Origin of the sequence: Rathayibacter oskolensis (genome assembly GCF_900177245.1) — a bacterium.
GTDB lineage: Bacteria > Actinomycetota > Actinomycetes > Actinomycetales > Microbacteriaceae > Rathayibacter > Rathayibacter oskolensis.
The window spans coordinates 702297-727119 of record NZ_FXBM01000002.1 but is presented as its reverse complement, the minus strand read 5'-3'; the positions used below and the strand labels follow the sequence as shown (position 1 = coordinate 727119).

Genomic DNA, 24823 nt, shown 5'->3' with positions numbered 1-24823 from the left:
GGGGTTCTCCAGGGGTCGGGGTCAGCGGGCGGGTGCGCGGAGGGTCGCGGCGACCTGCGCCAGCGAGTCGTCGTCGCCGACGTTGCCGGCGAACACGATGTAGGGGATGCCCGCTGCCGGGCCCTCGACGGGCTCCCAGAGCGAGACGATGCCGGGGAGCATCGGGCCGCGGACGATCGCGCGGCGGATGCGGAGCCCCTCGGAGGCGACGTCGCTCGAGGTGATGCCGCCCTTCGCGATCACGAACCGCGGGCGGACCCGGGCCAGCACCCCCTGCACCACGGCGACGACCGCGGCCGAGACGCGACGCGAGATGTCGAGGCTCTCCTGCGGGTCGAGGGCGCGGCGCAGCGAGCGGCTCGTGTGCACGGCGACGTCGCCGTCGGCGAGCGCGGCCACGGCCTGCTCGACGACCTCGGCGAGATGGGCTCCGGCGCGCGCCGGGTCGACCGCGGCATCGACGTCGATCTCGAGGGTGGCGCCGAGGGTGCCGGTGTCGGCGAGGCGCGCGAGCTGCCGCGACGTGAGGCCGACGTGCGAGCCGACCACCACGAGGCCGCCGCGCACGGAGTCGGCGGGCGATGCCTCCGGGAAGATCTCGGCGGACGTGAGCGGAGGGTGCACCGCCTGCCCGATGCGGGCGCGGACGAAGGGCGGCCCGACCCGGTAGAGCAGGCGGGCGCCCGCCTCCTCGGCCGCCGCGAGTCCGAGGGCGAGCAGGCGGAGGTCGTCCTCGGTGACGGCGTCCACGACGACGGGCACTCCCCCGGTCAGCGGCGCGAGGACAGCGGCGATCGCCTCGGCACCGGCGCGGATGGTCGACAGGTCGAGAGTGACGACCTGCTCGGCACTCCAGCGGCCGCCGGTCTTCTCCTGCACCCACTCGCGCAGGTCGGAGTGCGCGTAGCCGAAGGTCGAGTCGCGGGCGAACTCGGTCTCGGCGACCGGCTGCAGACCCTCGGGCGCGCGCATGTAGTGCACGCCGCCGAGGGTGACGCGACCGGCGTCGGGGAACGCGGGCACGAGCAGCACGGCGTCGACCGCCGCTCCCACCGCCGCTGTGATCTCGTCGGTCTCGAGGGGGAAGTGGCCGCGCAGCGTCGAGTCCCCGCGGCTGACGAACGCCACCGGCAGATCGAGGGCACCGGAGGCGGCGAGCGCGTTCCCGACGATCTCGCGGGTGCGCGCGGCGGCGGTCTCGGGCGCGAGGCTCCGGGTGTTGGTCAGCACGTAGACCGCGGGTGCCCCGGTGCCGAGCGCCCAGCGCAGGTCGTCCTCGCTCCAGGCCGTGAGCACGGGGAGGTCGGCGACCGACTGGGTGCCGGTCGGATCGTCGTCGAGCACGATCAGCACGGGCGTGCGGGAGGTCCGGGTGCGGGCGACCGCCGCCGCCTCGACGGGCACGTCCGCCGGGTACTGCTCCAGCAGCGTCGATTCCGAGATCACCGGTACTCCTTCGTCCTAGGTATCAGATATCATACAAGTTGCGATCCGCTCGTCAAGAGGTCGAAACCGGCCCGTCGCGCGACCGGGTGCGCGAGTAGCATCCGGGCATGGCGATCCCGATCGAGGACAGGCGACGGCTGCTCGAGGAGCTGATCGAGCACAGCGCGATCGACGACGTCGACATCGCGACCATGTTCGGCTCACCGGCGATCCGCCACCGCGGCAAGGTCGTCTGCTTCCTCAGTCACGACGCTCAGCTCATCGTGAAGCTGACCCGCGAGGACACGCTCGGACTGATCGGCGAGGGCCGCGCCGAGCCGGTCGTCATGGGCGCGCGGACCCTCCGGGAGTGGGTGAGCGTGCCGCGACTCGACGACGACCGGGCCGCACTCGAGCACTGGACCCCGCACGTGCTGACCGCGCTGGGCTACGCGAGGGCGAACGCCTCCTCGCCCGTCACTCCCGCGGGAGGACGTAGCGGTGGAGGTCCTCGGCGGTCTGGCTGATGTGATCGGCCATCGCGGCACGGGAGGCGTCGGCGTCTCCTGAGCGGATCGCGTCGAGCACCGCGCGGTGCTTGACGAGCGCGTTCTGCTGGATCTGCACGAGGGCCGAGGTCTGCTCGCGCTTGGCCCGCATCACCTTCGCGAGAGGCGCGAAGACGGCGGCGACGAACACGTTGCCCGTCGCCGCGAGGATCACGTCGTGGAAGGCGATGTCGGCGGCGACGAATGCGGCGAGGTCGCCGTCGGCGTGCGCCGCGTGCATCCGGGCGAGCTCCTCCTCCATCCGCTCGAGATCGGAGTCGGAGCGGCGGGTGGCGGCGAGCGCCGACGCGCCGGTCTCGATCATCTCGCGCACCTCGATCAGGTGCAGCGACGCCGCCTCGGAGTCGACACCGGAGGCGGTCGCCCGGAGGATGGGCTCCAGATCGGCCCAGCGCTCCACGGGGTTCACCGACCCGCGCTTGCCGCGCCGGGCGTCGATCACATTCAGACCCTGGAGGCGCCCCAGGGCCTCGCGCATGGTCGCGCGGCTGACGTCGTGCGCGAGCGCGAGCTCCGCCTCGCTGGGCAGCTCGGAGCCGACCGGGATGCGGCCGGCGACGATGTCGTCGAGCAGGGCGTCGGCGACGGTGGAGACGAGCGACGGACGCGGCACGGCTCCTCCTCGCCTCGGGTGCGCGGACCGCGCCCGCTCAGGCTACCCGCGGCTCTCGAGACCGGCGGCCCGAGCGCGGGCCGGCGCGGTGAACCGAGTGGTGCAGGTGCGCCAGAATGGAGCCTGCCGGTCGCCGATGCCCGTCGCCCCCTTCCCCGCCGCTGATCGGAGTCCCGTGACCGCACCGACCGTCCCCGTCTTCCTCGACTGCGACACCGGCATCGACGACTCGCTCGCCCTCGCCTACCTGCTGCGCTCCCCCCGCGCCGAGCTCGTCGGCATCAGCACCGTCAGCGGCAACACCGACGCGAGACAGGCCGCGGTGAACAGCCTCGGGCTGCTCGCCCTCGCGGGCCGCACCGAGGTCCCGGTCGCCGTCGGCGCCCACCACTTCCTCGAAGAGGAGTACGCGGGCGGCTCTCCGCACGTGCACGGCGACAACGGCATCGGAGGCGTCGACCTCCCGTCCGGCGGCGAGCCGGTCGACGAGGACCCCGCCGACCTCCTCCTCCGCCTCGCCCGCCTGCACGAGGGCGAGCTGCGGCTGGTGGCGATCGGGCCGCTGACGAACGTCGCCCTCGCGCTGCGCAGGCACCCGGAGCTGACGACCCTCCTGCACTCGGTGACCGTCATGGGCGGCGCCGCGCTGGCTCCGGGCAACGTGAGCGCCGTCGCCGAGGCGAACATCTGGCACGACCCCGCTGCGGCGGCCGAGGTGGTCGCCGCCGACTGGGACCTCACCCTCGTCCCGCTCGACGTCACGATGCGGCATCTGATGACCGAGGAGAACCGCGCGGTCCTGCTCGAGTCGGGCGACGCGCTCGCCGAGGCGATCGGACGGGCGCTCGACTACTACTTCGACTTCTACGTCGGCCACTTCGGCGAGCGCACGGCGGCGCTGCACGATCCGATGGCCGCCGCGATCGCGGTCGACGCGATCGCCCTCTCCTCGGCCCCGCGCGTGCCGGTCGAGGTCGACGCGACCTCGGGCCCCGGCCGGGGCCAGACGCTCCCCGACCTGCGCGGCATCTACCGCGACGTGCACCCGGAGGGGTCGCGCACCCGCTTCGTGCTGGGGCTCGAGGAGCCGTTCGCACCGCACCTGATCGACGTGATCACGGGCGGCGCCTGACCCGCCCGGGGACCGAACTCCGTGCTCCGAGCTCCGAGCTCCGAGCTCCGAGCTCCGGGGGGAGCGCGCGCCGACCTACATGCCGGTGTCGAGCCCCGAGTAGGCGTGGAGCCCCTTGAAGAACACGTTCACGACTCCGAAGTTGAACATGACCGCCGCGAAGCCGATGATCGCGAGCCAGGCCGAGGGCGTCCCGCGCCAGCCGCGGGTCGCGCGTGCGTGGATGTAGCCGGCGTAGATCGTCCAGATGATGAACGTCCACACCTCCTTGGTGTCCCAGCCCCAGTAGCGGCCCCAGGCCTTCTCGGCCCAGACCGCGCCGGCGATGAGCGTGAAGGTCCACAGGATGAAGCCGATGATCGTCACGCGGTAGGCGAGGTTCTCGAGGGTCAGCGCGCTCGGGAGGGTCCGCAGGAACCGCAGGACCGAGCGCGGGCTGTCCCCCTCCGCCTCCCGGCGCGACTGGAGCAGCTGCGTGACGGAGAGCGCGAAGCCGAGGGCGAAGAACGCCGTGCCGAGGATCGCCACGAGCACGTGGATCACGAGCCAGTACGACTGCAGAGCCGGCGGGAGGGGCACGACGTCGACGTAGTAGTTGACCGTCGCGACCCCGAGGAGCACGAGGACGAGCCCGGTGATGAAGGCGCCCAGGAAGCGGAGGTCCCAGCGCAGCTGCACCGCGAGGAACACTCCGATGATGATCAGCGTCCCGGTGATCGAGAACTCGTACATGTTGGCCCACGGCACGCGACCCGCGGCGACTCCGCGGAGGACCGTCGCGCCGAGGTGCAGCACGAAGGCGAGCAGCGTGAGCGAGAACCCGATGCGCATCGCCTTCGAGCGCGAGGGCGCGTTGTAGACCTCGTCCTCGACGCGACTGCCCAGGCGCGAGAGCGTCGCGGTGGGGCGGCCCGTGCCCGCGGCGGCGACGGTGGCCCTGCCGCTCGCGGCGCGGTCGGCGGCGGCGGCGGTGGCGACGCGCTCCGCCTCCTGCACGACCTCGATCGACTCGCCGTCGGCGATCGAGGAGCGGCGGGCGAGGTCGACCGCGAAGAAGATGAAGGCCAGCGCATAGATGCCCATGGCGGAGTAGAGGCACAGCACGGAGTACTGCGAGAGGGTCTCGATCACCCCCTCAGGGTAATCGCTGCGGCCGCGAGCCGCCCCTGCGCACCCTCACAGATAAGGCCACCCTTCGCTCCGCCTCCGCCGGACGCGGAGACCGTGCGCGTCAGGACCCGTCGAGCGGGGCGTGGCGGTCGGCGATCTCGCGGACCGCGCGCACGAGCTGCGGGTCCTCGCCGCGCGCGAGTCCCGCGTACTCGAGGGTCAGCCCGCCGTCGGGGCCGGATGCCGCCTTCACCCACACGCGGCGGCGCGGGACGAAGAGGGAGGTCAGGAGCCCCGCCAGCACGAGGATCGCGAACAGCAGCACCCAGCCCTGGGTCGCGTCGTGGTGGATGTCGAACGAGGCGAAGCGCTTGACGCTGTCGGTCCCGACGACGGAGGGGTCGGCTCCGACGTTCTCGAACGTCACCGTGCCCAGCCCGTCCGGCAGCTCGGCGCTGTCCCCCGGCTTGAGCGTGATCGAGGCCACCCCGGTGTCGCCGCCGGTGAGGCGCGTCAGCGAGTCGGTGTTGAGCACGTAGACCGAGGTGGGCACTCCCTCGTCGAGGCCGAGGTCGCCCGCGAAGACGTTGAGCGAGAGCACCGGGTACTGCAGGTCGGGGAAGATCGAGGTCGATGCGCCCGACGGAAGCTCGTCCTGCGTGGGGTAGAAGAACCCGGTCATGCCGATCTGCTCGGCGAGACCGTCGGGCACCTTCACGACTCCGACCGAGGTGAGGTTGGCGTCCTGCGGGAGGAACGGCACGGAGTCGGTGAAGATCGCGGTTCCCGACGGGTCGCGGACGGTGATCGTCGGCGCGTAGCCGTTGCCGAGCAGGTACACGTTGGTGCCCCCGATCGACAGGGGCTCGTTGACCTTGATCGTGGCGTCCTCGGTGCCGCCTCCGCGCTGGGTCGTGGTCACCCGGGCCGTGTAGTCGATCGCCTGGCCCAGCGCCTGCTGGTTCTGCTCCTCGTACTCGACATCGAGTCCGTCGAGCCTGAGCTGGTAGGGATCGAGCTGACCGCTGTCGAAGAAGCGTCCGGGGTTGAACGAGTCGTAGGCCGCGAGGTTGTTCGCGAAGCCCTGCCCGCCCTCGACCAGCACGCGCTGGCCGCTGTAGCCGAAGCCGCCGCCGACTCCGACCGCCACGAGGATGCCGACGAGTGCGGAGTGGAACACCAGGTTGCCGGTCTCGCGGAGGTAGCCGCGCTCGGCCGACACGCTCGTCCAGCGCCCGCGCGGGTCTTCGTAGCGCTCGACGCGGTAGCCGGCGCGGCGCAGCACGGCGTGGGCGGAGGTGATCGCCTCCTCCTCGCTCGCCCCGTCGACCTCGCGCACGGTGTACCCGGCGAGACGCTGCAGGCGCGCGGGCGTGCGCGGCGGCCGCGAGCGCATCGCCTCGAAGTGGTGCTTCGTGCGCGGGATGATGCAGCCGATCAGCGACACGAACAGCAGCAGGTAGATGCTCGAGAACCAGGCCGAGGTGTAGGTGTCGAACGCCTGCACCTTGTCGAGCAGCGGCGCGAGATCGGGGTTGTCGACGAAGTACTGCGTGACGCCGTTGGGGTCGGAGGAGCGCTGCGGCACGAGCGAGCCCGGCACCGCCGCGATGGCCAGCAGCAGCAGCAGGAACAGCGCCGTGCGCATGCTGGTGAGCTGCCGCCACATCCAGCGCAGCCAGCCGACGAGGCCGAGCGTGGGCTGCGTGATCGTCTCGGCGTCGGAGTCGTGGTGGTCGGCCGGGCGGAAGCTCGCGTCGGCGCGCTTCTGCGTCGCCTCCTCGCGGTCGACGGGCGCGTCCGGCACTCCGGAGTCAGATCGCGGGCTGGAAGCCATAGATCACCTCGCCGAGGGCTCCGTAGACGAGGGTGTTCCAGATCCCGGTCACCATCAGCACTCCGATGATCACGAGCGCGACGCCGCCCGCGACGTTGATCGCGCGGATGTGGCGCTTCACGAAGGCGAGCGTCGTGGTCACCCAGCTGAAGCCGAAGGCGACGAGGAGGAAGGGCAGCCCCAGCCCGAGGCAGTACATCAGGGCGAGGAGCGCCCCCCGCCACGGCGAGCCGGCGCCCAGCCCCAGCGCGAGGATCGAGCTGAGGGTCGGGCCGAGGCACGGGGTCCAGCCGATGCCGAAGACGATGCCCAGCAGCGGCGCGCCGATCAGGCCGGTCGCGGGGCGGATGCTCGGCCGGAGGGTGCGCTGGAGGAACGAGAACTGGCCGATGAAGACCAGGCCCATCACGATGACCACGGCGCCGAGCACGCGGGTGATGACGTCGCTGTAGCGCTGCATCCAGAAGCCGACCGAGCCGGCTGCGGCCCCGTAGAGCACGAACACGAGCGAGAAGCCCAGCACGAACAGCAGCACGCCGAGCACCACCCGCCGGCGGCCGCGGGCGGCGCGCTCGTCGGCGTCGGTGAAGCCGCCGACGTAGGCGAGATAGCCGGGCACCAGCGGCAGGACGCACGGCGACGCGAACGAGACGAGCCCCGCGAGCAGCGCGATCGGCACGGCGAGGAGGAGCTGACCGCTGATGACGATGTCGCCCACGCGGCTACTCCGACTCCGCGAGCGTGTCGCTCACGAGCGTCGACAGGATCGACGCCTCCTGCAGCTGGCCGAGGATGCGCGAGGCGACCCGCCCCTCCCGGTCGAGGACGATGGTGGTGGGTACGGCGTTCGGCGGGACCTCGCCGGTGAACGCGAGCTGCACCGAGGAGTCGACGTCGACGATCGACGGATAGCTGATGCCGTAGGTCTCGGCGAACGCGGCGGCCGTCGGCGCCTGATCGCGCACGTTCACGCCGACGAACGAGACGTCCTGATCGGCGAACTCCGCGTTGACCGACTCGAGGTCGGGCGCCTCCGCACGGCACGGCGCGCAGCTGGCGTACCAGAAGTTCACGACCACGACCCGGCCGGCCAGGTCGGCGGAGTCGACGGTCGCGCCGTCCTCGTCGGTCCCCGAGAACACGATCGGGTCGTCCCGGCCGTCGGAGGCGACCTCGGTGACGGTGCCGTCACCCGAGATGTAGCCCTTGTTGTCGCCGTTGCGGTACTGGCCGGCGAGCCCGCCGTCCTCGGTGCAGCCGGTGAGCGCGAGCAGAGCCGCGAGCGCCAGGCCGGACACGGCGCGCAGTCGCGCCATCAGACGGCCCCGACGTCGGTCGCGAGTCCCTGCAGCCCCGCTGCGGGGTCGGAGTAGCCGACCTCGACGAAGCCGTCGCCGCGGCGCTCGAACGTGGTGATGCTCGAGAGCGCGCAGCGGCGCTTGCGCGGGTCGTGGAACAGGCGCTCGCCCGCGATCGCGCGGTGCGCTGTCCAGATCGGCAGCTGGTGGCTGACGAGGGCCACGTCACCCTCCGCCGTGCTCTCCCACGCCGACTGCATCGCCGCGTACATGCGCGCCGAGATCGAGAGGTAGGGCTCGCCCCAGCTCGGCTCGAAGGGATTGCGCAGCCACGGCCAGCTGCGCGGGTCCCGCAGCGCCGAGGCGCGCGCCTCCATGCGCTTGCCCTCGAAGCGGTTGGTGGGCTCGATGATCCGCTCGTCGATGCCGATCTCGAGCTCGAACGCCTGCGAGAGCGGCTGCGCCGACTCCCGGGTGCGCTGCAGAGGGGAGGCGATGAGGGCCGTCACGTGGCGTCGGCGCTCGAGCAGGTCGTCGGCCGCCGCGCGGGCCATCCGGTGGCCGAGCTCGGAGAGCCGGAAGTTCGGGAGTCGCCCGTAGAGGACCCGGTCGGGGTTGAACACCTCGCCGTGCCGCACGAGATGGATCTGATCGGCAACCACGAGCGTCAAGTGTACGGAACGCGGCCGGGTCGAAACCCGGCAAAGGCCTGCCTGGGCCGCACCTGTGCGGGCCCTCAGCGGCGGGAGAGGACGGCCGCCGAGATCCGCCGGACGAGCGCGTCCGGGAGGTACCGCGCCACGGCCACGGGCACGCCGAACCGCCACGACGGCACCGAGACCACCCGACCGCGCGCGACGTCACGGAGGAACTCCTCGACCACCGCGTCGGCGTCGAGCCAGAGCGCCTCGGGGATCGAGGAGGTGTCCATCGCCGCGCGCTCGTGGAACTCGGTCCGCACCCAGCCCGGGCACAGCGCCGCCGCCCGCACTCCCGTGCCGCGCAGCTCGACCGCGAGCGACTGCGTGAACGCCGTCGCCCACGCCTTCACCGCGGAGTACGGGCCGAGGTGCACGAACCCCGCGACGCTCGAGACCGTGAGGATCGCGCCGTCCCGCCGGGCGATCATCGCCTCCGCCGCCGCGCCCGAGAGGACGGAGACGGAGCGGATCATCACCTCGAACGCCTCGTCCTGCGCCGCGACGTCGGGCTCGGAGAAGCTCCCGTCGATGCCGAAGCCGGCGTTGTTGACGAGCACGCGGACGGGACGCGCGGGGTCGGCGACCCTGGCCCGCACCCGCTCGACCTGCTCGCGGTCGGACAGGTCGGCGGGGAGGACCTCGACGTGCGGAGCGCCGAGCTCCTGGAAGGTGCGCGCCGCCTCCTCGAGTCGCTGCTCGTTCCGCGCGACCAGAACGAGGCTCCAGCCCCGGCGGGCTAAGGCACGCGCGAAGGCGGCGCCGATGCCGCTGGACGCGCCGGTGATCAGTGCGGTGCTCATGTCTGCTCCTCTGCGTGCGCCTGCCGCGGCGTCTCGTGCCGCGTCACCGTCGAGTCTGCCCTCGCACTGAGGCCGACGGGCCGGGCATCACGGCGTCGGACGCGAGAAGAGGTTGACGAGGTTGCCGTCGGGATCGCGGAAGAGGGCGGACCTGTTGCCCCACGGCATGCTGGTCGGCTCGAGGACGACGTCCTCGAGCACGGGGTGCAGCCGGGCGAACTCCGCGTCGACGTCGTCGACGAGGAACTCGATGATGATCGAGCCGTCGCCGCCCGGTCGCGGCGCGTCGTCGCCCAGCATCGCGACAGTCGCGGGGCTCGCCAGCGCCAGGGTGCCGGAGCCGGTTCGGACCTCGGCGAAGACCGGGGCGGGCCGTGCGGCGCTCGTTCCCGTCACCGCCTCGTAGAAGCGGGTGAGCCGGTCGACGTCGTGGGTGATGATGCGGATCGAGGCGAGGTCCATGGTGTTCCTTCCCGTCGCGCCGTCCGGCTCGACGTCGTCATCGTCCACTCCCCCGGCGACACCGTCCTGTCGGTGTTCAGCGCCGATCCGCGATCGGGCCGATCGCACGCAGCGTCCCCTCGACGATGCCGAGATCCTCCGCGCGGAGCGGTCGCCGCGGTGGTCGCTCGCCCGAGGGCTCCGCCCGCGCGATGCGGTCCCCCCTGAACGCGCGGAGGCCGTCGCGGAGACGGCACCACGCGATCAGGTACCAGTCGTCGCCCTTGCCGACGAATCCCATCGGTTCGACGTCCCGCTCGGTCGCTGCTCCCGTGCGGTCGAGGTAGGAGATCCGGAGGACGTTGCCGGTCCGCAGCGCCTGGGCGAGACCCGGGGGCGCCTCGTCCGACCTCGCTCCACTGAGGAGGTGGATACGGGTGGCGAGGTCCGCGGTCTGCCTCAGGCTGCGATCCTCCGTGACCGCGACGACCTTGCGGAGGGCCGATGCGGCTGCTTCGCGGAACGGGCTCGTCGCCAGCGAGCCCAGAGCGACCGTCACGGCGAGGGCCTCGTCGACCGTGAACCCCAGGGGCGCCAGGGTGTGCGCCGTGTCGAGGCAGTAGCCACCGGTGCGACCGGGTTCGGCCCAGATCGGGACTCCGCTCTGCTGCAGCGCCGACAGGTCCCGCTCGATGGTCCGGGAGCTGACGCCGAACCTCTCGGCGAGCCACCGAGCACTCCGGGGACGGGGCGCGACGGCCCGAAGCTCCTCCACGAGCGCGTACAGCCTGTCGGTGCGAGTCACGGCACGACCCTAGTTCCGAGGTGGGACGTCGACGCCGGCCCGAGCCTCGAGACCGAACGCCCGCGGACAGCCCGCGAGTAGACTCCCCTACCGTGACCGACGAGACCCGCCTCCCCCGAACCACCGTCAAGAAGCTCGCCGCCCTCGAAGACGGGCCGGTGCGCGTCTCCGGCTGGGTCGAGACCGTGCGCGACCAGAAGAAGGTGCAGTTCGTCGTCCTCCGCGACGAGTCGGGCGCCGTGCAGCTGGTGAACCCCGCGGTCCGCGAGGCCGTCGAGGGCGACGACGCCTCGGCAGCGAAGCTCGCGATCACCGAGGCGATCTCCGGCCTCGCGCAGGGCTCCTTCATCACCGTGACCGGAGCGCTCAAGCACGACGAGCGCGTGAAGCTCGGCGGCATCGAGGTCAAGCTCGAGACGCTCGAGATCGTGTCCGAGTCGATCCCCGAGGCGCCCATCGCGCCCGACTCCGGCATCGACAAGCGAATGGACTGGCGCTTCCTCGACCTCCGCCGCCCCGAGCAGAACCTGATCGCCCGCGTGCAGACCACGTTCGAGCACGCCCTGCGCACCTACTGGGTCGAGCACGACTTCATCGAGATCCACACCCCGAAGCTGATGGCGAGCGCCTCGGAGTCGCGCGCCGAGCTCTTCGAGGTCGAGTACTTCGAGACCAAGGCCTACCTCGCGCAGAGCCCGCAGTTCTTCAAGCAGATGGCGCAGCCCGCAGGCTTCGGCAAGGTGTTCGAGGTCGGGCCTGCCTTCCGCGCCGACCCGAGCTTCACCTCGCGGCACGCGACCGAGTTCACGAGCGTCGACTCCGAGGTCTCGTGGATCGACTCGCACGAGGACGTGATGGAGCTGCACGAGCAGCTGATGGTCGCGGGGCTCACCGCCGTCGTCGAGAAGCACGGCGCCGAGGTGAAGGCGCTCTTCGACATCGACCTGGAGGTGCCCAGCACCCCGTTCCCGCGCATCCCGCTGGCCGAGGCGAAGCGCATCGTCGCCGAGCGCGGCTACGAGGTGCCCCGCGCCGACGACGACATGGACCCCGAGGGCGAGCGCCGCATCGCGGCGTACGTCAAGGAGGAGTTCGGCCACGACTTCGTGTTCCTGACCGACTACGCCTCGAGCATCCGGCCGTTCTACCACATGCGACGCGAGGGCGACGGGTCGATCACCAACAGCTACGACCTCATCTACAACGGAGTCGAGATCTCGACGGGCGCGCAGCGCGAGCACCGCATCGACGTGCTCACCGAGCAGGCGCGCGACAAGGGCCTCGACCCCGAGGAGCTCGGGTTCTACCTCGACTTCTTCCGCTACGGGGTCCCGCCGCACGGTGGCTTCGGCATGGGCCTGTCGCGGGTCGTCATGCTGATGCTGCACCAGGCCAACCTGCGCGAGGTCACCTACCTCTTCCGCGGCCCGACGCGCCTCCTGCCGTAGTCGCCGCACCGAGGGAACCCCCGCGGCACCGCCCGGTCGATCCGTCGCGAACGGCCCCTCACAGCGGGTCGGACGGGCCGTCCGTGACGGATCGACCGGGCGAGCTGCGCGGCGGGGCGGGCAGGATCACCAGGTCGAGGTAGTCGGCCAGGCACGCGACCATGTCGACGGCATCGTGGTCGAGCACCCACTGCAGCTGGATGCCGTCCCACAGCGCGATGATCGACGCCGCCACCCGCTCGGGGTCGGTGCCCTCGCGGAGGCGACCGGCGTCGCGCAGCGCGCGCAGCTCGAGCGCGTACTCGCCGCGGAGCCTCCCGAAGCGCTGGGCGAAGAAGTCGCGCCCCGGATGCTCGTCGGTCGTCGACTCGCCGCACAGCACCGCGTAGAGCTCGATCACTCCGGGCGCGCTCTCGTTGTAGCGGGTCTGGCGGAGGATTCCCGCGACGAGACCCTCCTGGGGATCGGGCGGTGACGAGCCGTCGCCCGTGATCAGGTCGCGGTGCTGCAGCACGGCGAGCAGCAGCTCGTTCTTGGTCGGGAAGTAGTGCAGCAGGCTCGTCTGGCTGAGCCCGACGCGGTCGGCGACGTCCTGCAGCGAGCCGCGGGCGTAGCCGCGCGCCGCGAAGACCGCGTGCGCCGCCTCGATGATGCTGCGCCTGCGCTCGGCCGACTTCGCATAGGGGCCGCGGCGCGCGCTGCGGGTGGGGACCGCCTCCGTCATCACTGCTCCTCGTGCCGCGGAAGAGTCGACCACTCCTCGGATCGCTCAGCGTAGCGCGCGGTCGACCCCCGCGACCGGGGTGGAGAAACGAATTTCGAGCAGCTACTCGACATTGTGATAGCGTCCGGAACATCCGCGGCGCTGAGGCCCGGACATCCACCACGATGAAGTGAGGGACAGTGACACCGTTCACACGGAGACAGCTCATCGCCGCCGGTCTGGGGACCGCGGCACTCGGAGGCCTCACGGCCTGCGCCACGCCCGGCACCGTCTCGGTCAACGCGGGCCCGGCGATCCCGGCCGCGAGCGGCCCGATCCGGCTCCAGTACTGGGCATGGCTCAAGGATCTGCAGAAGGTCTGCGACGTCTGGAACGCCTCGCACCCCGAGGTGCAGGTCGACGCGGTCTGGATCCCCGGCGGCAACGCGGGCGGCTACCAGAAGCTCTACTCGGCCCTCGCGGCCGGCGGCGGGCCCGACATCGGCCAGGTCGAGATGCGCTCGCTGCCCGAGTTCATGCTCGTCAACGGGCTCGTCGACCTCAACCGCTACGGCGCCGAGCAGTACGCCGACCGCTACGACCCCACTCTCTGGGGTCAGGTCAGCTACACCGGAGGCGTCTACGGGATCCCGCAGGACAGCGGCCCGATGGCGTTCTTCTACCAGCCGGAGGTGCTCGGCCAGGTCGGCGCCGAGCCTCCGACGACCTGGGACGACTGGGCCGCGGTCGCCGCGGAGCTGCGCGGGGTCGACTCCTACATCGACTGCTTCCCGCTCGCCGACGCCTCGGTCTTCGCGGCGTTCGCCACCCAGGCGGGCGCGCAGTGGCTGACGGCGGAGGAGGACGGCTGGGTCATCGACATGACCGACGACGCCACGACGCAGGTCGCGCAGTTCTTCGACATCGCCATCGATCAGGACCTCGTGCAGACCGGCTACGGCGCCTACTCCCCCGCCTGGTTCGCGGCCGCCGCGAACGGCGGGATCGCCTCCTGCACCACCGGCAGCTGGGGCGACGCGCTGATCCAGGGCGTCAGCGGCGGCTCGGGCAAGTGGCGCGTCGCGCCGATGCCGGTCTGGGGCGACACCGGCTTCGGCTCGAGCTTCCTCGGCGGCTCGACCGCCGCGGTGTTCGCCAGCAGCAAGCACCCCCAGGAGGCGCTCGAGTTCGCGGTCTGGATGACCACGTCGCAGGAGGGGATCGACGCGATGATCGCGAACAGCGGCATCGGCTGGTCGCCCGCCGTCGGCGAGATCGGCACGGCCCGCAAGGGCCCGAGCGAGTTCTTCAGCGGTGAGAACTACAACGAGGAGGTCCTCGTGCCCGCCTCCGAGGAGCAGAACCCCGACTGGTCGTGGTGGCCGGTCACCCAGCAGTCGTTCAACATCCTGAGCGACGGCTTCCGCAAGAAGGCGTCCGGAGTGACCCTGGTCGACGCGGTCGCCGAGGCCGAGAACCAGATCATCACGGTCTTCGAGAACAAGGGCCTCAGCATCAGGAAGGCATCGGCATGACGACGACGACGTCCCCGGCCGCCGCCGCAGTCGCGGCCACGAGCTCCACGAAGACGACCCGGAGCCGCGCGGTCACCCGCGCACCGTGGATCCTCCTCACGCCCTTCCTGGCGCTGTTCGTGCTCACCTTCATCATCCCGATCGTGGTCGCGATCGGCTCCAGCTTCACCAGGGTGACCCGCTCGGGTCTCTTCGGCGAGGCCGGGGTCACGAGCGGCTTCGCGGGCTTCGACAACTACGCGCAGGCTCTCGCCGACGGCAACTTCATCGCCTCCATCGGCCGGATGTTCCTCTTCGGCGTCGTGCAGGTGCCGATCATGATCGCGCTCTGCACGGTGCTCGCGCTGATGCTCGAATCGGCGTCGGCGAGGATGCCGGGCTTCTTCCGCGCCGCGTACTTCCTCCCCTACGGCGTCCCCGGCGTCATCGCGACCATCCTCTGGTCGTTCCTCTACGTGCCGGGGCTCAGCCCGATCATCGACGCGGCGAACGTGGTCGGCCTCGAGCCCGACTTCCTCGGCGCGAACTCGGTGCTCTGGTCGATCGCGAACATCTCGCTCTGGAGCTACACGGGCTACAACATGCTGATCATCGTCGCCCAGCTGAAGGCGATCCCGGTCGAGCTCTACGAGGCGGCGAAGGTCGACGGAGCCTCCACCTGGCGGGTCGCGCGGAGCATCCAGCTGCCGCTGATCCGGCCGGCGCTGGTGCTGACGACGATCTTCTCGATCATCGGCACGCTGCAGCTCTTCGCCGAGGCGCAGGTTCTGAAGACCGTCGCGCCGGCGATCGACAGCCAGTACACGCCGAACCTCAGCGCCTACACGACCGCCTTCGCCTACAACGACTACAACGTCGCTGCCGCCCAGGCCGTCCTGATCGCCCTCGTCGCGTTCGTCCTGTCCTTCACGTTCCTCTCGATCACGAACAGGAAGTCCTCATGAGCACGGTCGAGCGCACCGAGCAGCCCACGACGACCGGAGTCGTCACCGCCGACCGCCCGGTGAAGCCCGGCCGCGGCCCCGACCGATCGGCGGGCCGCAACCGCGCCTCGACGATCATCGTCACCGCGATCCTCGTCGTCGTCGCCGTCTACTTCCTCGTCCCCGTCTACTGGGTCGTCGTCGCGGCGACGAAGACCACCGAGGACCTCTTCGCCACCTACGGCTTCTGGTTCGCGCCGACCTTCGCGCTCTGGGACAACCTCCGCCAGGTGCTGACCTACGACGGCGGGATCTTCGTCCGCTGGTTCCTGAACTCGGTGCTCTACGCCGGAGTCGGAGCCCTGCTCGCGACCTACCTCGCGGCCGCGGGCGGCTACGCACTGGCCAAGTACGAGTTCAAGGGCAGCAAGCTCGTCTTCGGGACGATCCTCGCCGGCGTCCTCGTGCCGGGCACCGCGACGGCCCTGCCCCTGTTCCTGCTCTTCAGCCAGATGGGGATCGCGAACACCTACTGGAGCGTGCTGATCCCCTCGCTGGTCTCGCCGTTCGGTCTCTTCCTCTGCCGCATCTACGCGCAGGCGACGGTCGACACGGCGATCATCGAGGCGGCACGGATCGACGGTGCGAGCGAGCTGCGGATCTTCCATACGCTGGGACTGCGCATCCTGACCCCGGCGCTCGTGACCGTGTTCCTCTTCCAGCTCGTCGGGATCTGGAACAACTACTTCCTCCCGCTCGTGATGCTCTCGGACACCGAGCTGTTCCCGATCACGCTCGGCCTCAACAACTGGCTCAGTCAGGTCGATCGCCTGCCCGAGTTCTACGAGCTGACGACCGGCGGCGTGCTGCTGTCGATCATCCCGCTCGCCATCGCCATGATCGTGCTGCAGCGCTTCTGGCGCGGCGGCCTGACGGAAGGCTCCGTGAAGTGACGACTCCCCCGACGACGGCCCACTACCTCACCGGCACCGGTCCGGGTTCCGGCCTGCGCCGGCCGGCCCGCTCGTGGCTGCACTCCGATGCTCCGTCGCTCCCGCTGGACGGGCAGTGGCGCTTCCGCCTGCTCCCCGCCGCTCCGGGAACGCTCGGCGGGATCGGTGTGCTGCCCGAGGGTGAGGGAGTGGACGACGTCGGGGGCGAGTCCTTCGACGACTCCGGGTGGGACCTGATCCCCGTCCCCGCGCACTGGGTCCTCGAGGGTGACGGCCGCTACGGCCGTCCCGCCTACACGAACGTGCAGTTCCCGTTCCCGACGGAGCCGCCGTTCATCCCGGACGAGAACCCGACGGGCGACTACCGGCGCACGTTCCAGGTCCCGGAGTCGTGGGGCGATGCGGAGGCGGTCGTCCTGCGGTTCGACGGGGTCGAGTCGCGGTACCGGGTGTGGGTGAACGGCGTCGAGATCGGCATCGGCTCGGGGAGTCGCCTCGCGCAGGAGTTCGACGTCACCAGCGCGGTGCGGCCGGGCGAGAACCTCGTCGTCGTGCGGGTGCACCAGTGGTCGGCGTCGAGCTATGTCGAGGATCAGGACCAGTGGTGGCTGCCCGGGATCTTCCGGTCAGTGCACCTGCTCGCGCGCCCCGTCGGCGGCATCGAGGACGCCTGGGTGCGCGCCTCCTACGCGGGCGGCGCGGGTCGCATCGAGACCGAGATCACCGTGGGGGCCGACGCCTTCCCCGTCACACTGCGGATCCCCGACCTCGGCATCGAGACGGTGTGGGCGTCGGCCGACGACGTCGCCCCGATCGACGTCGCGCAGGTCGAGCCGTGGTCGGCGGAGGTGCCGCGCCTCTACGACGCCGAGCTCGCCTCGACGGGCGAGACGGTCTCGCTCCGCCTCGGCTTCCGCACGGTCGAGATCCGCGGCGACCGGTTCCTGGTGAACGGCTCCCGCGTCGTGCTCCACGGCGTGAACCGGCACGAGACCCACCCCGACCGCGGCCGTGTCTTCGACGAGGAGTTCGCCCGCGCGGACCTCGCGATGATGAAGCGGTTCAACGTGAACGCGATCCGCACCAGCCACTATCCGCCGCACCCGCGCCTGCTCGACCTCGCCGATGAGCTCGGGTTCTGGGTGATCCTCGAGTGCGACCTCGAGACCCACGGCTTCGAACGACAGGGCTGGGCCGGGAACCCCAGCGACGACCCCGCCTGGCGCGACGCCTACCTCGACCGCATCCAGCGCACGGTGGAGCGCGACAAGAACCATCCGAGCATCGTGATCTGGTCGCTCGGTAACGAGGCCGGAACGGGAGCGAACCTCGCCGCGATGTCCGCGTGGGTCCAAGGCCGCGACCCCGAGCGGCCCGTGCACTACGAGGGCGACTACACCGGCGCCTACACCGATGTCTACTCGCGGATGTACTCCTCCATCCCCGAGACCGACCGGATCGGCCGCGACGACTCCCGCTCGATCCTCCTCGGCTGCACCGCCGCCGAGTCCGCCCGCCAGCGCACCAAGCCGTTCCTGCTCTGCGAGTACGTCCACGCGATGGGCAACGGGCCCGGAGCGATCGACCAGTACGAGGACCTCGTCGACCGCCACCCGCGCCTGCACGGCGGCTTCGTCTGGGAGTGGCGCGACCACGGCCTGCGCGCCCGCACCCCCGACGGAGTCGAGTACTACGCCTACGGCGGCGACTTCGGCGAGGTCGTGCACGACGGCAACTTCGTGATGGACGGCATGGTGCTCTCGGACAGCACGCCGAGCCCCGGACTCTTCGAGTGGAAGCAGATCGTCTCGCCCGTGCGCGTCGGCATCGGCGATGACGCCGTGCACATCGAGAACCGTCGGCACACCGCCTCCACCGCCGATCTGCGCTTCACCTGGCGGCTCGAGCTCGACGGGAGGGTGACGGTGGAGGGGACCCTCGACGCCCCCGCGATCGCGGCGGGCGACTCCGCTCACGTCGCGCTGCCTCCGCTCGACGTGCCCACCAGCGGCGAGGCCTGGCTCACGGTCGACGTGGTCCTGTCCGCCCCGACCGCCTGGGCCGAGGAGGGTCACGTGCTCTCCACCGGCCAGCGCCGGCTCTCCGCACCCGCTGCGATCCCCGCGTGGGCACGGTCTCGGCGCGGAGGAGCGCTCGACGACTCCGGCGCGCTGGGCCCCGCCGCCTTCCGGCACGGGCGGCTCGTGTCGCTCGCCGGACTCGCGGTCGGCGGCCCGCGCGCCGAGCTGTGGCGCGCGCCGACCGACAACGACGAGGGCTCCGGATTCCCGGGCTACGTCGACGAGGACCCGTGGGCAGGCGACGGACGCGGCACCCCGGCACCCTCCTCCGCCTCGCTCTGGCGCGCCGCGGGCCTCGACCGGCTGGTCGGCCGCGTCGAGGAGGTCGACACCTCCGACGGAGTCCGCCGCCGCACGCGGTGGTCGGCCGCCGACCTCGACGCGGCGCTGCTCGTCGAGGAGCGCTGGAGCACCGACGGCGACGCCGTGGTGCTGCGGGTCGATCTCGCGCCCACCCGCGGCTGGGGCTCCGTCTGGCCCCGGCTCGGGATCCGCCTCGACCTCCCGGCGTCCGTCGACTCCGCGGAGTGGTTCGGCACCGGTCCCCGCGAGTCGTACCCCGACAGCCTCCGCGCGGCGCGCGTCGGACGCTTCTCGGCCGGGATCGACGAACTGTCCACCACCTACGCCAGGCCGCAGGAGAACGGCCACCGGAGCGCCGTGCGGGAGCTGATCCTGCGCGACGGCGGAGCGGAGCGCCTCCGGATCGAGGCCGCCGCCGACCTGCACGGCCGACTCCCGGGCTTCACGCTCGCGCGGCACACCGCTCAGGAGCTGACCGCCGCCGGCCACCCGCACGAGCTGCCGCCGTCGACCCGCTCCGTCCTCACGATCGACGCCGCCCAGCACGGCCTCGGCTCGCGGGCCTGCGGGCCCGACGTCTGGCCCGACTTCCAGCTGCGCCCCCAGGCGCGCACCCTGCTGCTCCGTTTCAGCGCGCTCGGCTGAACCCGCCCGCACCCTGCTGGTCGTGTAGCCGCGGAGCGGCGTTTCGATACCCGCGGACCGCTCGCCCTCACTCCTCCGTGGGGTGAGGCAGCGGTCCGCCGATCAGCAGGTCGTCGTTCTCGCGGCGGCGACGGAGCACCACGGCGGTGACGAGCCCGGCCACGAGCACCGCGACGAGGACTCCCGCGCCGATGGTCAGGCCGACCCCGGCCGAGAGCCCGCCGGTGCCGCCCGCGGTCGCCGCGGCGACGAGGCCGGTCTTCGCGGCGGTGATCGCGATGCCGCAGACCTGCGACGCCTCCGGCACGTCGGCGGCCGAGTCGCCCTCGGGGTACGCGACCGTGACGGCGGCCGTCCGGCCCGAGACCGAGCCGACCGCGACGATGCAGTAGACCGCGGCCGTCGGCTCCTTCACGATCGCGTCTCCGAGCTCGAGGTCGGACCAGCCCAGCGCGTCGACACGGACGGCGAGCTCCCCGGCGGCGAGGTCGGCGCTCTTGCCCGCCGTCGTGTAGGCGCCGACGCTCACGCTCTCGACCGGGCCGAAGCCCCAGACGGCGCCGCGCGGCGAGGCCGCCTCGGCGCTGGTCGCCTCTCGGGGCTCGACGAGCACGCCGGGTCCGGAGGAGGCGAGGAGCGAGAAGGTGGTCGTGGCCGAGGATCCGCGATCGCCCGTCGTCGTGACGGTGTAGGTGCCGATCGCCGCGAGCGCCGCGGTCGGCACGAGCGCCGACCCGGAGCTCGTGGTCTCGCCGTCCTGGCGGCCCTCGACGGTCAGCGCCGTCTCGATTCCCGCGGGGGCGCGGAGCGTGGCGGTGGCGACCTCCTCGCGCTGGAAGCCGGCGTAGGCGACGCCGACACCGTAGAAGCGAGCGAGATCGACGGTCAGAGCGCCGGGGTCGACTCCGGCGTCACGGGTGAGGTAGACGGACACGGCGGGCGTGGTCGCCTCGGCGCCGCTCGCGTCGGGAGCCGGTGCCGCGGCCGGATCGCCGGCCGACGTCGAGAGCAGGGTGCGGCCGGGAGCCGAGGAGCGGGGCGGAGTCGCGCCGGCCTCGGTCGTCGCCGTGCCGCCGGAGGATCCGCCCGAGTTCCCGCCCGAGTTCCCGCCCGAGTTCCCTCCGGTGGTGCCGCCGGTGGTGCCGCCGGTCGTCCCGGAGCCGCCGGTCCCGCCGGAGTTCCCGCCGGACGTCCCGCCGTTCCCACCGGTGCCGCCCGTTCCGCCGGAGCCACCTGTGCCGCCGGTCCCGCCGCTGCCACCGGACCCGCCAGTCCCACCCGTCCCGCCGCCGGTCCCGGGGCTCGACGGCTGAGGTTGCGGCTGCGTCGGCTGCGGCTCGGGCTCGGGCTCCGTCGGCTCCTGCGGCACTCCCGGCACCTCGACAGGAGGCTCGGGCTCCGGCTCCTGAGGCACACCGGGCACCTCGGGTTCCGGCTCCGGCTCGGGGGCGACCGTGGGCTCCGGCTCCGGCGGCACCTCGGGGATCGAGGGCACCTCCGGTTCGACGGGCTCCTCGGGAAGGGACGGGACCTCGGGATCGGTCACCGGCTCGATGACGACGGAGGTGGCGGCGCCGGTCGGGACGATCTCACCGGCCTGGGCCGCGGCCGGCAGCGCGAGTCCGGCGACGAGCACCGCGAGCGCGACTGCGGAGGCCGCTGTACGGCGACGCTGACGTGACATGGACGTTCCTCCCCCGCCGGCACGCGGCGCGCGCCCCGGACACGGGGAGCGGTCCTCCCCGTGAAGAGACTAGGGCTGTTCGAAGAACGCTCGAAGGAAATGCGGTCCCCCATCGAGGGGACTTCTACAACATTCGGATCACGACGGCGGGCCGACCTCCGCGCCGCTCAGACCTCGAAGTCGACGCAGGCCCGCTCGCGGACCAGCGGCCGGATGAAGCCGGCGACCCGGCGGTGGTCGGGGTGCTCGACGTAGGCGTTCAGCGCATCGGCGTCGGCGTAGTCCGCGATCAGCACCATGTCGAAGTTGTCCTTCGGGAACAGCGAGTTCTTCCCGATCGTCATCGACTCGATCTCGGGGATGATCGGCAGGAGGCTGCGCAGCGCCTCCGAGATCTGCTCCGTGTGCTCGGACCGCTGAGCGGGATCGACGGCGTTCAGCTTTCAGGCGACGACGTGCCGGACGGTCATGGCTGCTCCAGGAGGGCTCGGCGGAGGCGGATCGGGTCGACCCGCCAGTAGGTGTGGACGCGTCCCTCGATCAGGAGGACCGGGATCTCCTCGACGAAGCGCTCGTGGAGCTCGGCGTCGTCGAGGATCGAGGCCTCCACCAGCGAGACGGCCGGAGCCGCGGGATCGCCGTCGAGTTCTGCGAGGACCTGCTGGACGACCGTCAGGGCGTCGTCGCACAGGTGGCAGCCCGGCTTGCCCACGAGAGTCAGCCGCACGTCCACCACGCCCACAGTGTAGAGGAGCGCTCGAGGCACTCCCGGTCGCGGTCGCCGGGCGGCGGGCCCCGACCCGCGCACGAGAGCGGCTGGAACGCAGACGAGCGCCCGACCCCGGAGAGGGGCGGACGCTCGAGAGGGAAGAGGCGCGAGCCTACTTCTTGTTGCGACGCTGGTGACGAGTCTTGCGAAGCAGCTTGCGGTGCTTCTTCTTCGCCATACGCTTGCGACGCTTCTTGATGACAGAACCCACGAAGACCTCACAACGTTCAGGGGGTCGGCCGCCCGACGGACGGCCGCTTACGAAAAACTGGCTCCCGCGAGCTTACACGACGCGGCGGACGACGAGAATCGCGCTGCGGCCTCCGTGGCTCACTTGCGGATCCGGAGCACCTCGGCGACCTTCGTCGCCCCCTCGCTCACCCCGCGCTGGATGTCCTGCACCACCGTGCTGACCTGGTGGGTCCGCTCCGCGAGCGCGCGCCCGAGCGACTCCGCCCTGGCGGCCGCCGTCGCATCGAGCAGCGCGGGGCCGGCCTCGGAGTCGTCCGCGGCGAGGAACGGCAGCAGCCAGTCCTCGACCGCCTCGAGCGGGCCGTACTGCAGCGCGTAGTAGCGGTGCTGCCCGCTCTCGCGGACGGTCACCAGCCCCGCCTCGCGCAGCACCTTCAGGTGCTTCGAGACGGTCGGCTGGCTGAGCTCGAGGCGGGCGACGATCCGCGAGACGCTGATCCCGCCGCCCGGCGCGGTCCCCTCGATCCGCTCCTCCAGCAGGATCGAGAGGATGTCGCGGCGAGTGCCGTCCGCGATCACCGCGAAGATGTCTGCCATGAACCCAGGGTAGTCAGCACGGCCGGGCCCGAGCCGGGCGTCCGCTGTGCCGCGCGCAGCCGTCCGCTCGCCACGCGGCCGCCGGGCCCGGGCTGCTGCGGGCGGTAGCATGGCCGCGATCGAGTGGAGGATCGCCGTGGTGGTTCGGCAGCAGTTCCGAAGCCCCATGGGGGTCTCCCCCGTCTCGCCCTGGTCGGGCTTCGAGCGGGCGCGCGACCTCATCGACGACTTCGCGGGCCGGTCGCCCTCCCGCTTCGCGATCCTCATCTTCTCGGCGCTGATCCTGGTGTTCACGCTGCTCTTCTCGCTGCCGGTCTCGAGCACCACGGGCACCGTCACTCCGCTGCACGACGCGTTCTTCACGGCGATGTCGGTCATCTGCGTCACCGGGCTCGCGACCGTCGACATGGCGACCCACTGGTCGGCGTTCGGTCACTCGATCATCTTCATCGGCGTGAACATCGGCGCACTCGGCGTGCTGACGCTGGCGTCGATCATGGGGCTGGCGGTGTCGCGCCGCCTCGGCCTCCGCGCGAAGCTCATGGTGGCGAGCGACTCCAACCCGCTCCGGATCCACTCCGGACCCGTCGCGGAGGGGCAGGCCGTCCGCCTCGGCGAGATCGGCGGCCTCCTGACCACGGTCGCGATCAGCGCCGCGGTGATCGAGATCGTGGTCGCCCTGCTGCTGTTCCCGCGGATGCTCATCGACGGCATCCCGATCGGCGAAGCGGTCTGGCACTCGTTCTACTACTCGGCGATGGCGTTCACCAACACCGGGTTCGCGCCGAACGCCGCCGGGCTCACGCCGTTCGAGGACGACTACTGGTTCCTCGGCATCCTCATGATCGGCGTGTTCCTCGGCTCCATCGGCTTCCCCGTCATCTACGCCCTGTCGCGGGGCTGGCGCCGACCCAGCAAGTGGTCCGTCCACGTGAAGCTGACCCTCGTCACCTCGCTGATCCTCCTCGTCGCGGGCGCGGCGCTCTACATCGTGCTCGAGTTCGACAACCCCAAGACCTTCGGCGTCCTCGATGCGGGAGACACGGTCTTCCAGTCGTTCTTCCTGTCGACCATGACCCGCTCCGGCGGGTTCTCGACGATCACGATCCCCGATCTGAACGGCTCGAGCCTGCTCGTCACCGACATGCTGATGTTCATCGGCGGAGGCTCGGCGTCGACCGCGGGCGGCATCAAGGTCACGACGCTCGCCATCCTCTTCCTGGCGGCCTTCGCGGAGGCGCGTGGCACCAACGACATGGAGGCGTTCGGCCGCCGCATCCCCAACGACGTGCTGCGACTCGGGGTCTCCGTCGTGCTGTGGGGGGCGACCACCGTCGCCGTCTCGTCGGTGATCATCCTCCAGATCACGAAGGCCTCCCTCGACCACGTGCTGTTCGACGTCATCTCGGCCTTCGCCACCTCGGGACTGTCGACGGGGCTCACCGCCGAGCTGCCTCCCTCCGGGGTCTACGTGCTGGCGCTGACCATGTTCATGGGCCGCGTTGGTACCGTGACTCTCGCCGCCGCGCTCGCCGCGAGTCAGCGGAGGCAGTTGTTCAGACGACCGGAAGAGAGGCCCATCGTTGGTTGACCGCATCAGGTACGACGCCCCGGTGCTGGTGATCGGCCTCGGTCGCTTCGGTGCCGCCACGGCCGGCCAGCTCGACCGCCTCGATCGCGAGGTGCTCGCCGTCGACGCCGACGCCGGGCTCGTGCAGAAGTGGTCGGAGCGCGTCACCCACGCGGTGCAGGCCGACGCGCGCTCGCTCGACGCCCTCGCGCAGATCGGCGCGCAGGACTTCCAGGTCGCGGTCGTCGCGGTCGGCTCGTCGATCGAGGCCTCGGTGCTGATCACCGCGAACCTCGTCGACCTCAAGATCCCGCAGATCTGGGCCAAGGCCATCTCGCGCTCGCACGGCAAGATCCTCGAGCGCATCGGGGCGAATCACGTGATCTACCCGGAGGCGGAGGCCGGCGAGCGCGTCGCCCACCTCGTCTCGGGGCGGATGCTCGACTTCATCGAGTTCGACGACGACTTCGTGCTCGCGAAGATGTACCCGCCGAAGCCGATCCGGGGCCTCACCCTCACGGAGTCGGGGGTGCGGCGCAAGCACCGCGTCACCGTCGTCGGTGTGAAGAGCCCCGGCAAGCCCTTCACCTACGCGACCGAGCAGACCGTGGTCTCGAACCACGACCTCATCGTCGTCAGCGGCACCCCCAGCGACATCGAGCGCTTCGCGGCCCTCGGCTCCTGACCCG

Annotated in this window: 25 protein-coding genes; 9 read left to right on the top strand and 16 right to left on the bottom strand. The window is 71.5% G+C overall.

Going from position 1 to position 24823, the window contains the following annotated elements:
* Positions 1–21 precede the first annotated feature (21 nt).
* A complete protein-coding gene (locus tag B9Y99_RS12440; RefSeq protein ID WP_085476894.1) occupies positions 22–1446 on the bottom strand; it encodes a four-carbon acid sugar kinase family protein in 1425 nt (474 codons plus the stop codon).
* 107 nt (positions 1447–1553) lie between these two features.
* Here B9Y99_RS12440 and B9Y99_RS12435 point away from each other — a divergent pair, with 107 nt between their 5' ends.
* The gene (locus B9Y99_RS12435) at positions 1554–1952 is read left to right on the top strand and encodes a hypothetical protein (RefSeq protein WP_085476893.1); all 399 of its coding nucleotides are present in this window, start codon (positions 1554–1556) and stop codon (positions 1950–1952) included.
* On the opposite strand, the gene B9Y99_RS12430 is transcribed toward B9Y99_RS12435, so the two are convergent.
* Positions 1903–2607, bottom strand: a complete 705-nt coding sequence (locus tag B9Y99_RS12430) for a FadR/GntR family transcriptional regulator (RefSeq protein WP_085476892.1) — start codon at positions 2605–2607, stop codon at positions 1903–1905. The two genes, B9Y99_RS12435 and B9Y99_RS12430, sit on opposite strands and share 50 nt — an antisense overlap.
* 175 nt (positions 2608–2782) lie before the next feature.
* On the opposite strand from B9Y99_RS12430, the gene B9Y99_RS12425 reads away from it, so the two are divergent.
* On the top strand, positions 2783–3739 hold the full coding sequence (locus tag B9Y99_RS12425) for a nucleoside hydrolase (protein ID WP_085477396.1): 957 nt from the start codon (positions 2783–2785) through the stop codon (positions 3737–3739).
* A 75-nt stretch (positions 3740–3814) separates the two neighbouring features.
* On the opposite strand, the gene ccsB is transcribed toward B9Y99_RS12425, so the two are convergent.
* From ccsB to B9Y99_RS12385, 8 genes are all read right to left on the bottom strand, one after another.
* Entirely contained in the window at positions 3815–4822 is a 1008-nt protein-coding gene (ccsB, locus tag B9Y99_RS12420) for a c-type cytochrome biogenesis protein CcsB (RefSeq protein WP_085477395.1), read from the bottom strand.
* Positions 4823–4970: 148 nt separating this feature from the next.
* A complete protein-coding gene (gene resB / locus B9Y99_RS12415) occupies positions 4971–6686 on the bottom strand; it encodes a cytochrome c biogenesis protein ResB (protein WP_085476891.1) in 1716 nt (571 codons plus the stop codon).
* The gene (locus tag B9Y99_RS12410; RefSeq protein ID WP_244274896.1) at positions 6664–7404 is read right to left on the bottom strand and encodes a cytochrome c biogenesis CcdA family protein; all 741 of its coding nucleotides are present in this window, start codon (positions 7402–7404) and stop codon (positions 6664–6666) included. Before B9Y99_RS12410 ends, resB begins: the two co-directional genes overlap by 23 nt.
* A 4-nt stretch (positions 7405–7408) precedes the next feature.
* A complete protein-coding gene (locus tag B9Y99_RS12405) occupies positions 7409–8002 on the bottom strand; it encodes a TlpA family protein disulfide reductase (RefSeq protein ID WP_085476890.1) in 594 nt (197 codons plus the stop codon).
* A complete protein-coding gene (locus B9Y99_RS12400; RefSeq protein WP_085476889.1) occupies positions 8002–8646 on the bottom strand; it encodes a histidine phosphatase family protein in 645 nt (214 codons plus the stop codon). Before B9Y99_RS12400 ends, B9Y99_RS12405 begins: the two co-directional genes overlap by 1 nt.
* 74 nt (positions 8647–8720) lie before the next feature.
* Positions 8721–9485, bottom strand: coding sequence for an SDR family NAD(P)-dependent oxidoreductase (locus B9Y99_RS12395; protein ID WP_085476888.1), 765 nt, complete (start codon positions 9483–9485; stop codon positions 8721–8723).
* Positions 9486–9572: 87 nt separating this feature from the next.
* Complete coding sequence (locus B9Y99_RS12390) at positions 9573–9947, bottom strand: VOC family protein (protein ID WP_085477393.1); 375 nt, start codon at positions 9945–9947, stop codon at positions 9573–9575.
* A 76-nt stretch (positions 9948–10023) separates the two neighbouring features.
* Positions 10024–10731 (bottom strand): helix-turn-helix transcriptional regulator, encoded by a 708-nt coding sequence (locus B9Y99_RS12385; RefSeq protein WP_085476887.1) that lies wholly within the window; start codon positions 10729–10731, stop codon positions 10024–10026.
* A gap of 92 nt (positions 10732–10823) precedes the next feature.
* Here B9Y99_RS12385 and aspS point away from each other — a divergent pair, with 92 nt between their 5' ends.
* On the top strand, positions 10824–12179 hold the full coding sequence (gene aspS / locus B9Y99_RS12380) for an aspartate--tRNA(Asn) ligase (RefSeq protein ID WP_244274895.1): 1356 nt from the start codon (positions 10824–10826) through the stop codon (positions 12177–12179).
* 58 nt (positions 12180–12237) lie between these two features.
* On the opposite strand, the gene B9Y99_RS12375 is transcribed toward aspS, so the two are convergent.
* Positions 12238–12903, bottom strand: coding sequence for a TetR/AcrR family transcriptional regulator (locus B9Y99_RS12375; RefSeq protein WP_085476886.1), 666 nt, complete (start codon positions 12901–12903; stop codon positions 12238–12240).
* 179 nt (positions 12904–13082) lie between these two features.
* Here B9Y99_RS12375 and B9Y99_RS12370 point away from each other — a divergent pair, with 179 nt between their 5' ends.
* The 4 genes from B9Y99_RS12370 to B9Y99_RS12355 are packed head-to-tail and all read left to right on the top strand — an operon-like array spanning position 13083 to position 19322.
* Positions 13083–14417, top strand: a complete 1335-nt coding sequence (locus B9Y99_RS12370; protein WP_085476885.1) for an ABC transporter substrate-binding protein — start codon at positions 13083–13085, stop codon at positions 14415–14417.
* Positions 14414–15361 (top strand): carbohydrate ABC transporter permease, encoded by a 948-nt coding sequence (locus tag B9Y99_RS12365; RefSeq protein ID WP_085476884.1) that lies wholly within the window; start codon positions 14414–14416, stop codon positions 15359–15361. Before B9Y99_RS12370 ends, B9Y99_RS12365 begins: the two co-directional genes overlap by 4 nt.
* Positions 15358–16293, top strand: a complete 936-nt coding sequence (locus B9Y99_RS12360) for a carbohydrate ABC transporter permease (protein ID WP_085476883.1) — start codon at positions 15358–15360, stop codon at positions 16291–16293. The genes B9Y99_RS12365 and B9Y99_RS12360 overlap by 4 nt, the downstream gene beginning before the upstream one ends.
* Entirely contained in the window at positions 16290–19322 is a 3033-nt protein-coding gene (locus B9Y99_RS12355; RefSeq protein WP_085476882.1) for a glycoside hydrolase family 2 TIM barrel-domain containing protein, read from the top strand. The genes B9Y99_RS12360 and B9Y99_RS12355 overlap by 4 nt, the downstream gene beginning before the upstream one ends.
* 67 nt (positions 19323–19389) lie before the next feature.
* On the opposite strand, the gene B9Y99_RS19070 is transcribed toward B9Y99_RS12355, so the two are convergent.
* The 5 genes from B9Y99_RS19070 to B9Y99_RS12330 all read right to left on the bottom strand — a co-directional run bounded on the left by B9Y99_RS19070 (position 19390) and on the right by B9Y99_RS12330 (position 22564).
* Positions 19390–21006: a hypothetical protein gene (locus tag B9Y99_RS19070; protein ID WP_208856948.1), complete on the bottom strand. Its 1617-nt coding sequence runs from the start codon at positions 21004–21006 to the stop codon at positions 19390–19392.
* 167 nt (positions 21007–21173) lie between these two features.
* Positions 21174–21446: a Dabb family protein gene (locus B9Y99_RS12345; RefSeq protein ID WP_085476881.1), complete on the bottom strand. Its 273-nt coding sequence runs from the start codon at positions 21444–21446 to the stop codon at positions 21174–21176.
* 26 nt (positions 21447–21472) lie between these two features.
* On the bottom strand, positions 21473–21742 hold the full coding sequence (locus B9Y99_RS12340) for a glutaredoxin family protein (protein WP_085476880.1): 270 nt from the start codon (positions 21740–21742) through the stop codon (positions 21473–21475).
* Positions 21743–21887: 145 nt separating this feature from the next.
* Entirely contained in the window at positions 21888–21986 is a 99-nt protein-coding gene (locus B9Y99_RS12335) for a 30S ribosomal protein bS22 (protein ID WP_003792170.1), read from the bottom strand.
* Between the two features lie 119 nt (positions 21987–22105).
* Positions 22106–22564, bottom strand: a complete 459-nt coding sequence (locus tag B9Y99_RS12330) for an ArsR/SmtB family transcription factor (protein WP_085476879.1) — start codon at positions 22562–22564, stop codon at positions 22106–22108.
* Positions 22565–22730: 166 nt separating this feature from the next.
* Here B9Y99_RS12330 and B9Y99_RS12325 point away from each other — a divergent pair, with 166 nt between their 5' ends.
* Complete coding sequence (locus B9Y99_RS12325) at positions 22731–24155, top strand: TrkH family potassium uptake protein (protein ID WP_085476878.1); 1425 nt, start codon at positions 22731–22733, stop codon at positions 24153–24155.
* The gene (locus B9Y99_RS12320) at positions 24148–24819 is read left to right on the top strand and encodes a potassium channel family protein (RefSeq protein WP_055790397.1); all 672 of its coding nucleotides are present in this window, start codon (positions 24148–24150) and stop codon (positions 24817–24819) included. Before B9Y99_RS12325 ends, B9Y99_RS12320 begins: the two co-directional genes overlap by 8 nt.
* The last annotated feature ends 4 nt before the right edge of the window (positions 24820–24823 follow it).

Excerpts from the sequence above, each read along its gene's own strand:
- resB (WP_085476891.1), bottom strand. The coding sequence starts at position 6,686 with ATGGCTTCCAGCCCGCGATCTGACTCCGGAGTGCCGGACGCGCCCGTC.
- B9Y99_RS12390 (WP_085477393.1), bottom strand. The coding sequence starts at position 9,947 with ATGGACCTCGCCTCGATCCGCATCATCACCCACGACGTCGACCGGCTC.
- B9Y99_RS12360 (WP_085476883.1), top strand. The coding sequence starts at position 15,358 with ATGAGCACGGTCGAGCGCACCGAGCAGCCCACGACGACCGGAGTCGTC.
- B9Y99_RS19070 (WP_208856948.1), bottom strand. The coding sequence starts at position 21,006 with ATGTCACGTCAGCGTCGCCGTACAGCGGCCTCCGCAGTCGCGCTCGCG.
- B9Y99_RS12375 (WP_085476886.1), bottom strand. The coding sequence starts at position 12,903 with ATGACGGAGGCGGTCCCCACCCGCAGCGCGCGCCGCGGCCCCTATGCG.
- B9Y99_RS12365 (WP_085476884.1), top strand. The coding sequence starts at position 14,414 with ATGACGACGACGACGTCCCCGGCCGCCGCCGCAGTCGCGGCCACGAGC.
- B9Y99_RS12395 (WP_085476888.1), bottom strand. The coding sequence starts at position 9,485 with ATGAGCACCGCACTGATCACCGGCGCGTCCAGCGGCATCGGCGCCGCC.
- B9Y99_RS12330 (WP_085476879.1), bottom strand. The coding sequence starts at position 22,564 with ATGGCAGACATCTTCGCGGTGATCGCGGACGGCACTCGCCGCGACATC.
- B9Y99_RS12435 (WP_085476893.1), top strand. The coding sequence starts at position 1,554 with ATGGCGATCCCGATCGAGGACAGGCGACGGCTGCTCGAGGAGCTGATC.
- ccsB (WP_085477395.1), bottom strand. The coding sequence starts at position 4,822 with ATGGGCATCTATGCGCTGGCCTTCATCTTCTTCGCGGTCGACCTCGCC.
- B9Y99_RS12405 (WP_085476890.1), bottom strand. The coding sequence starts at position 8,002 with ATGGCGCGACTGCGCGCCGTGTCCGGCCTGGCGCTCGCGGCTCTGCTC.
- B9Y99_RS12325 (WP_085476878.1), top strand. The coding sequence starts at position 22,731 with ATGGGGGTCTCCCCCGTCTCGCCCTGGTCGGGCTTCGAGCGGGCGCGC.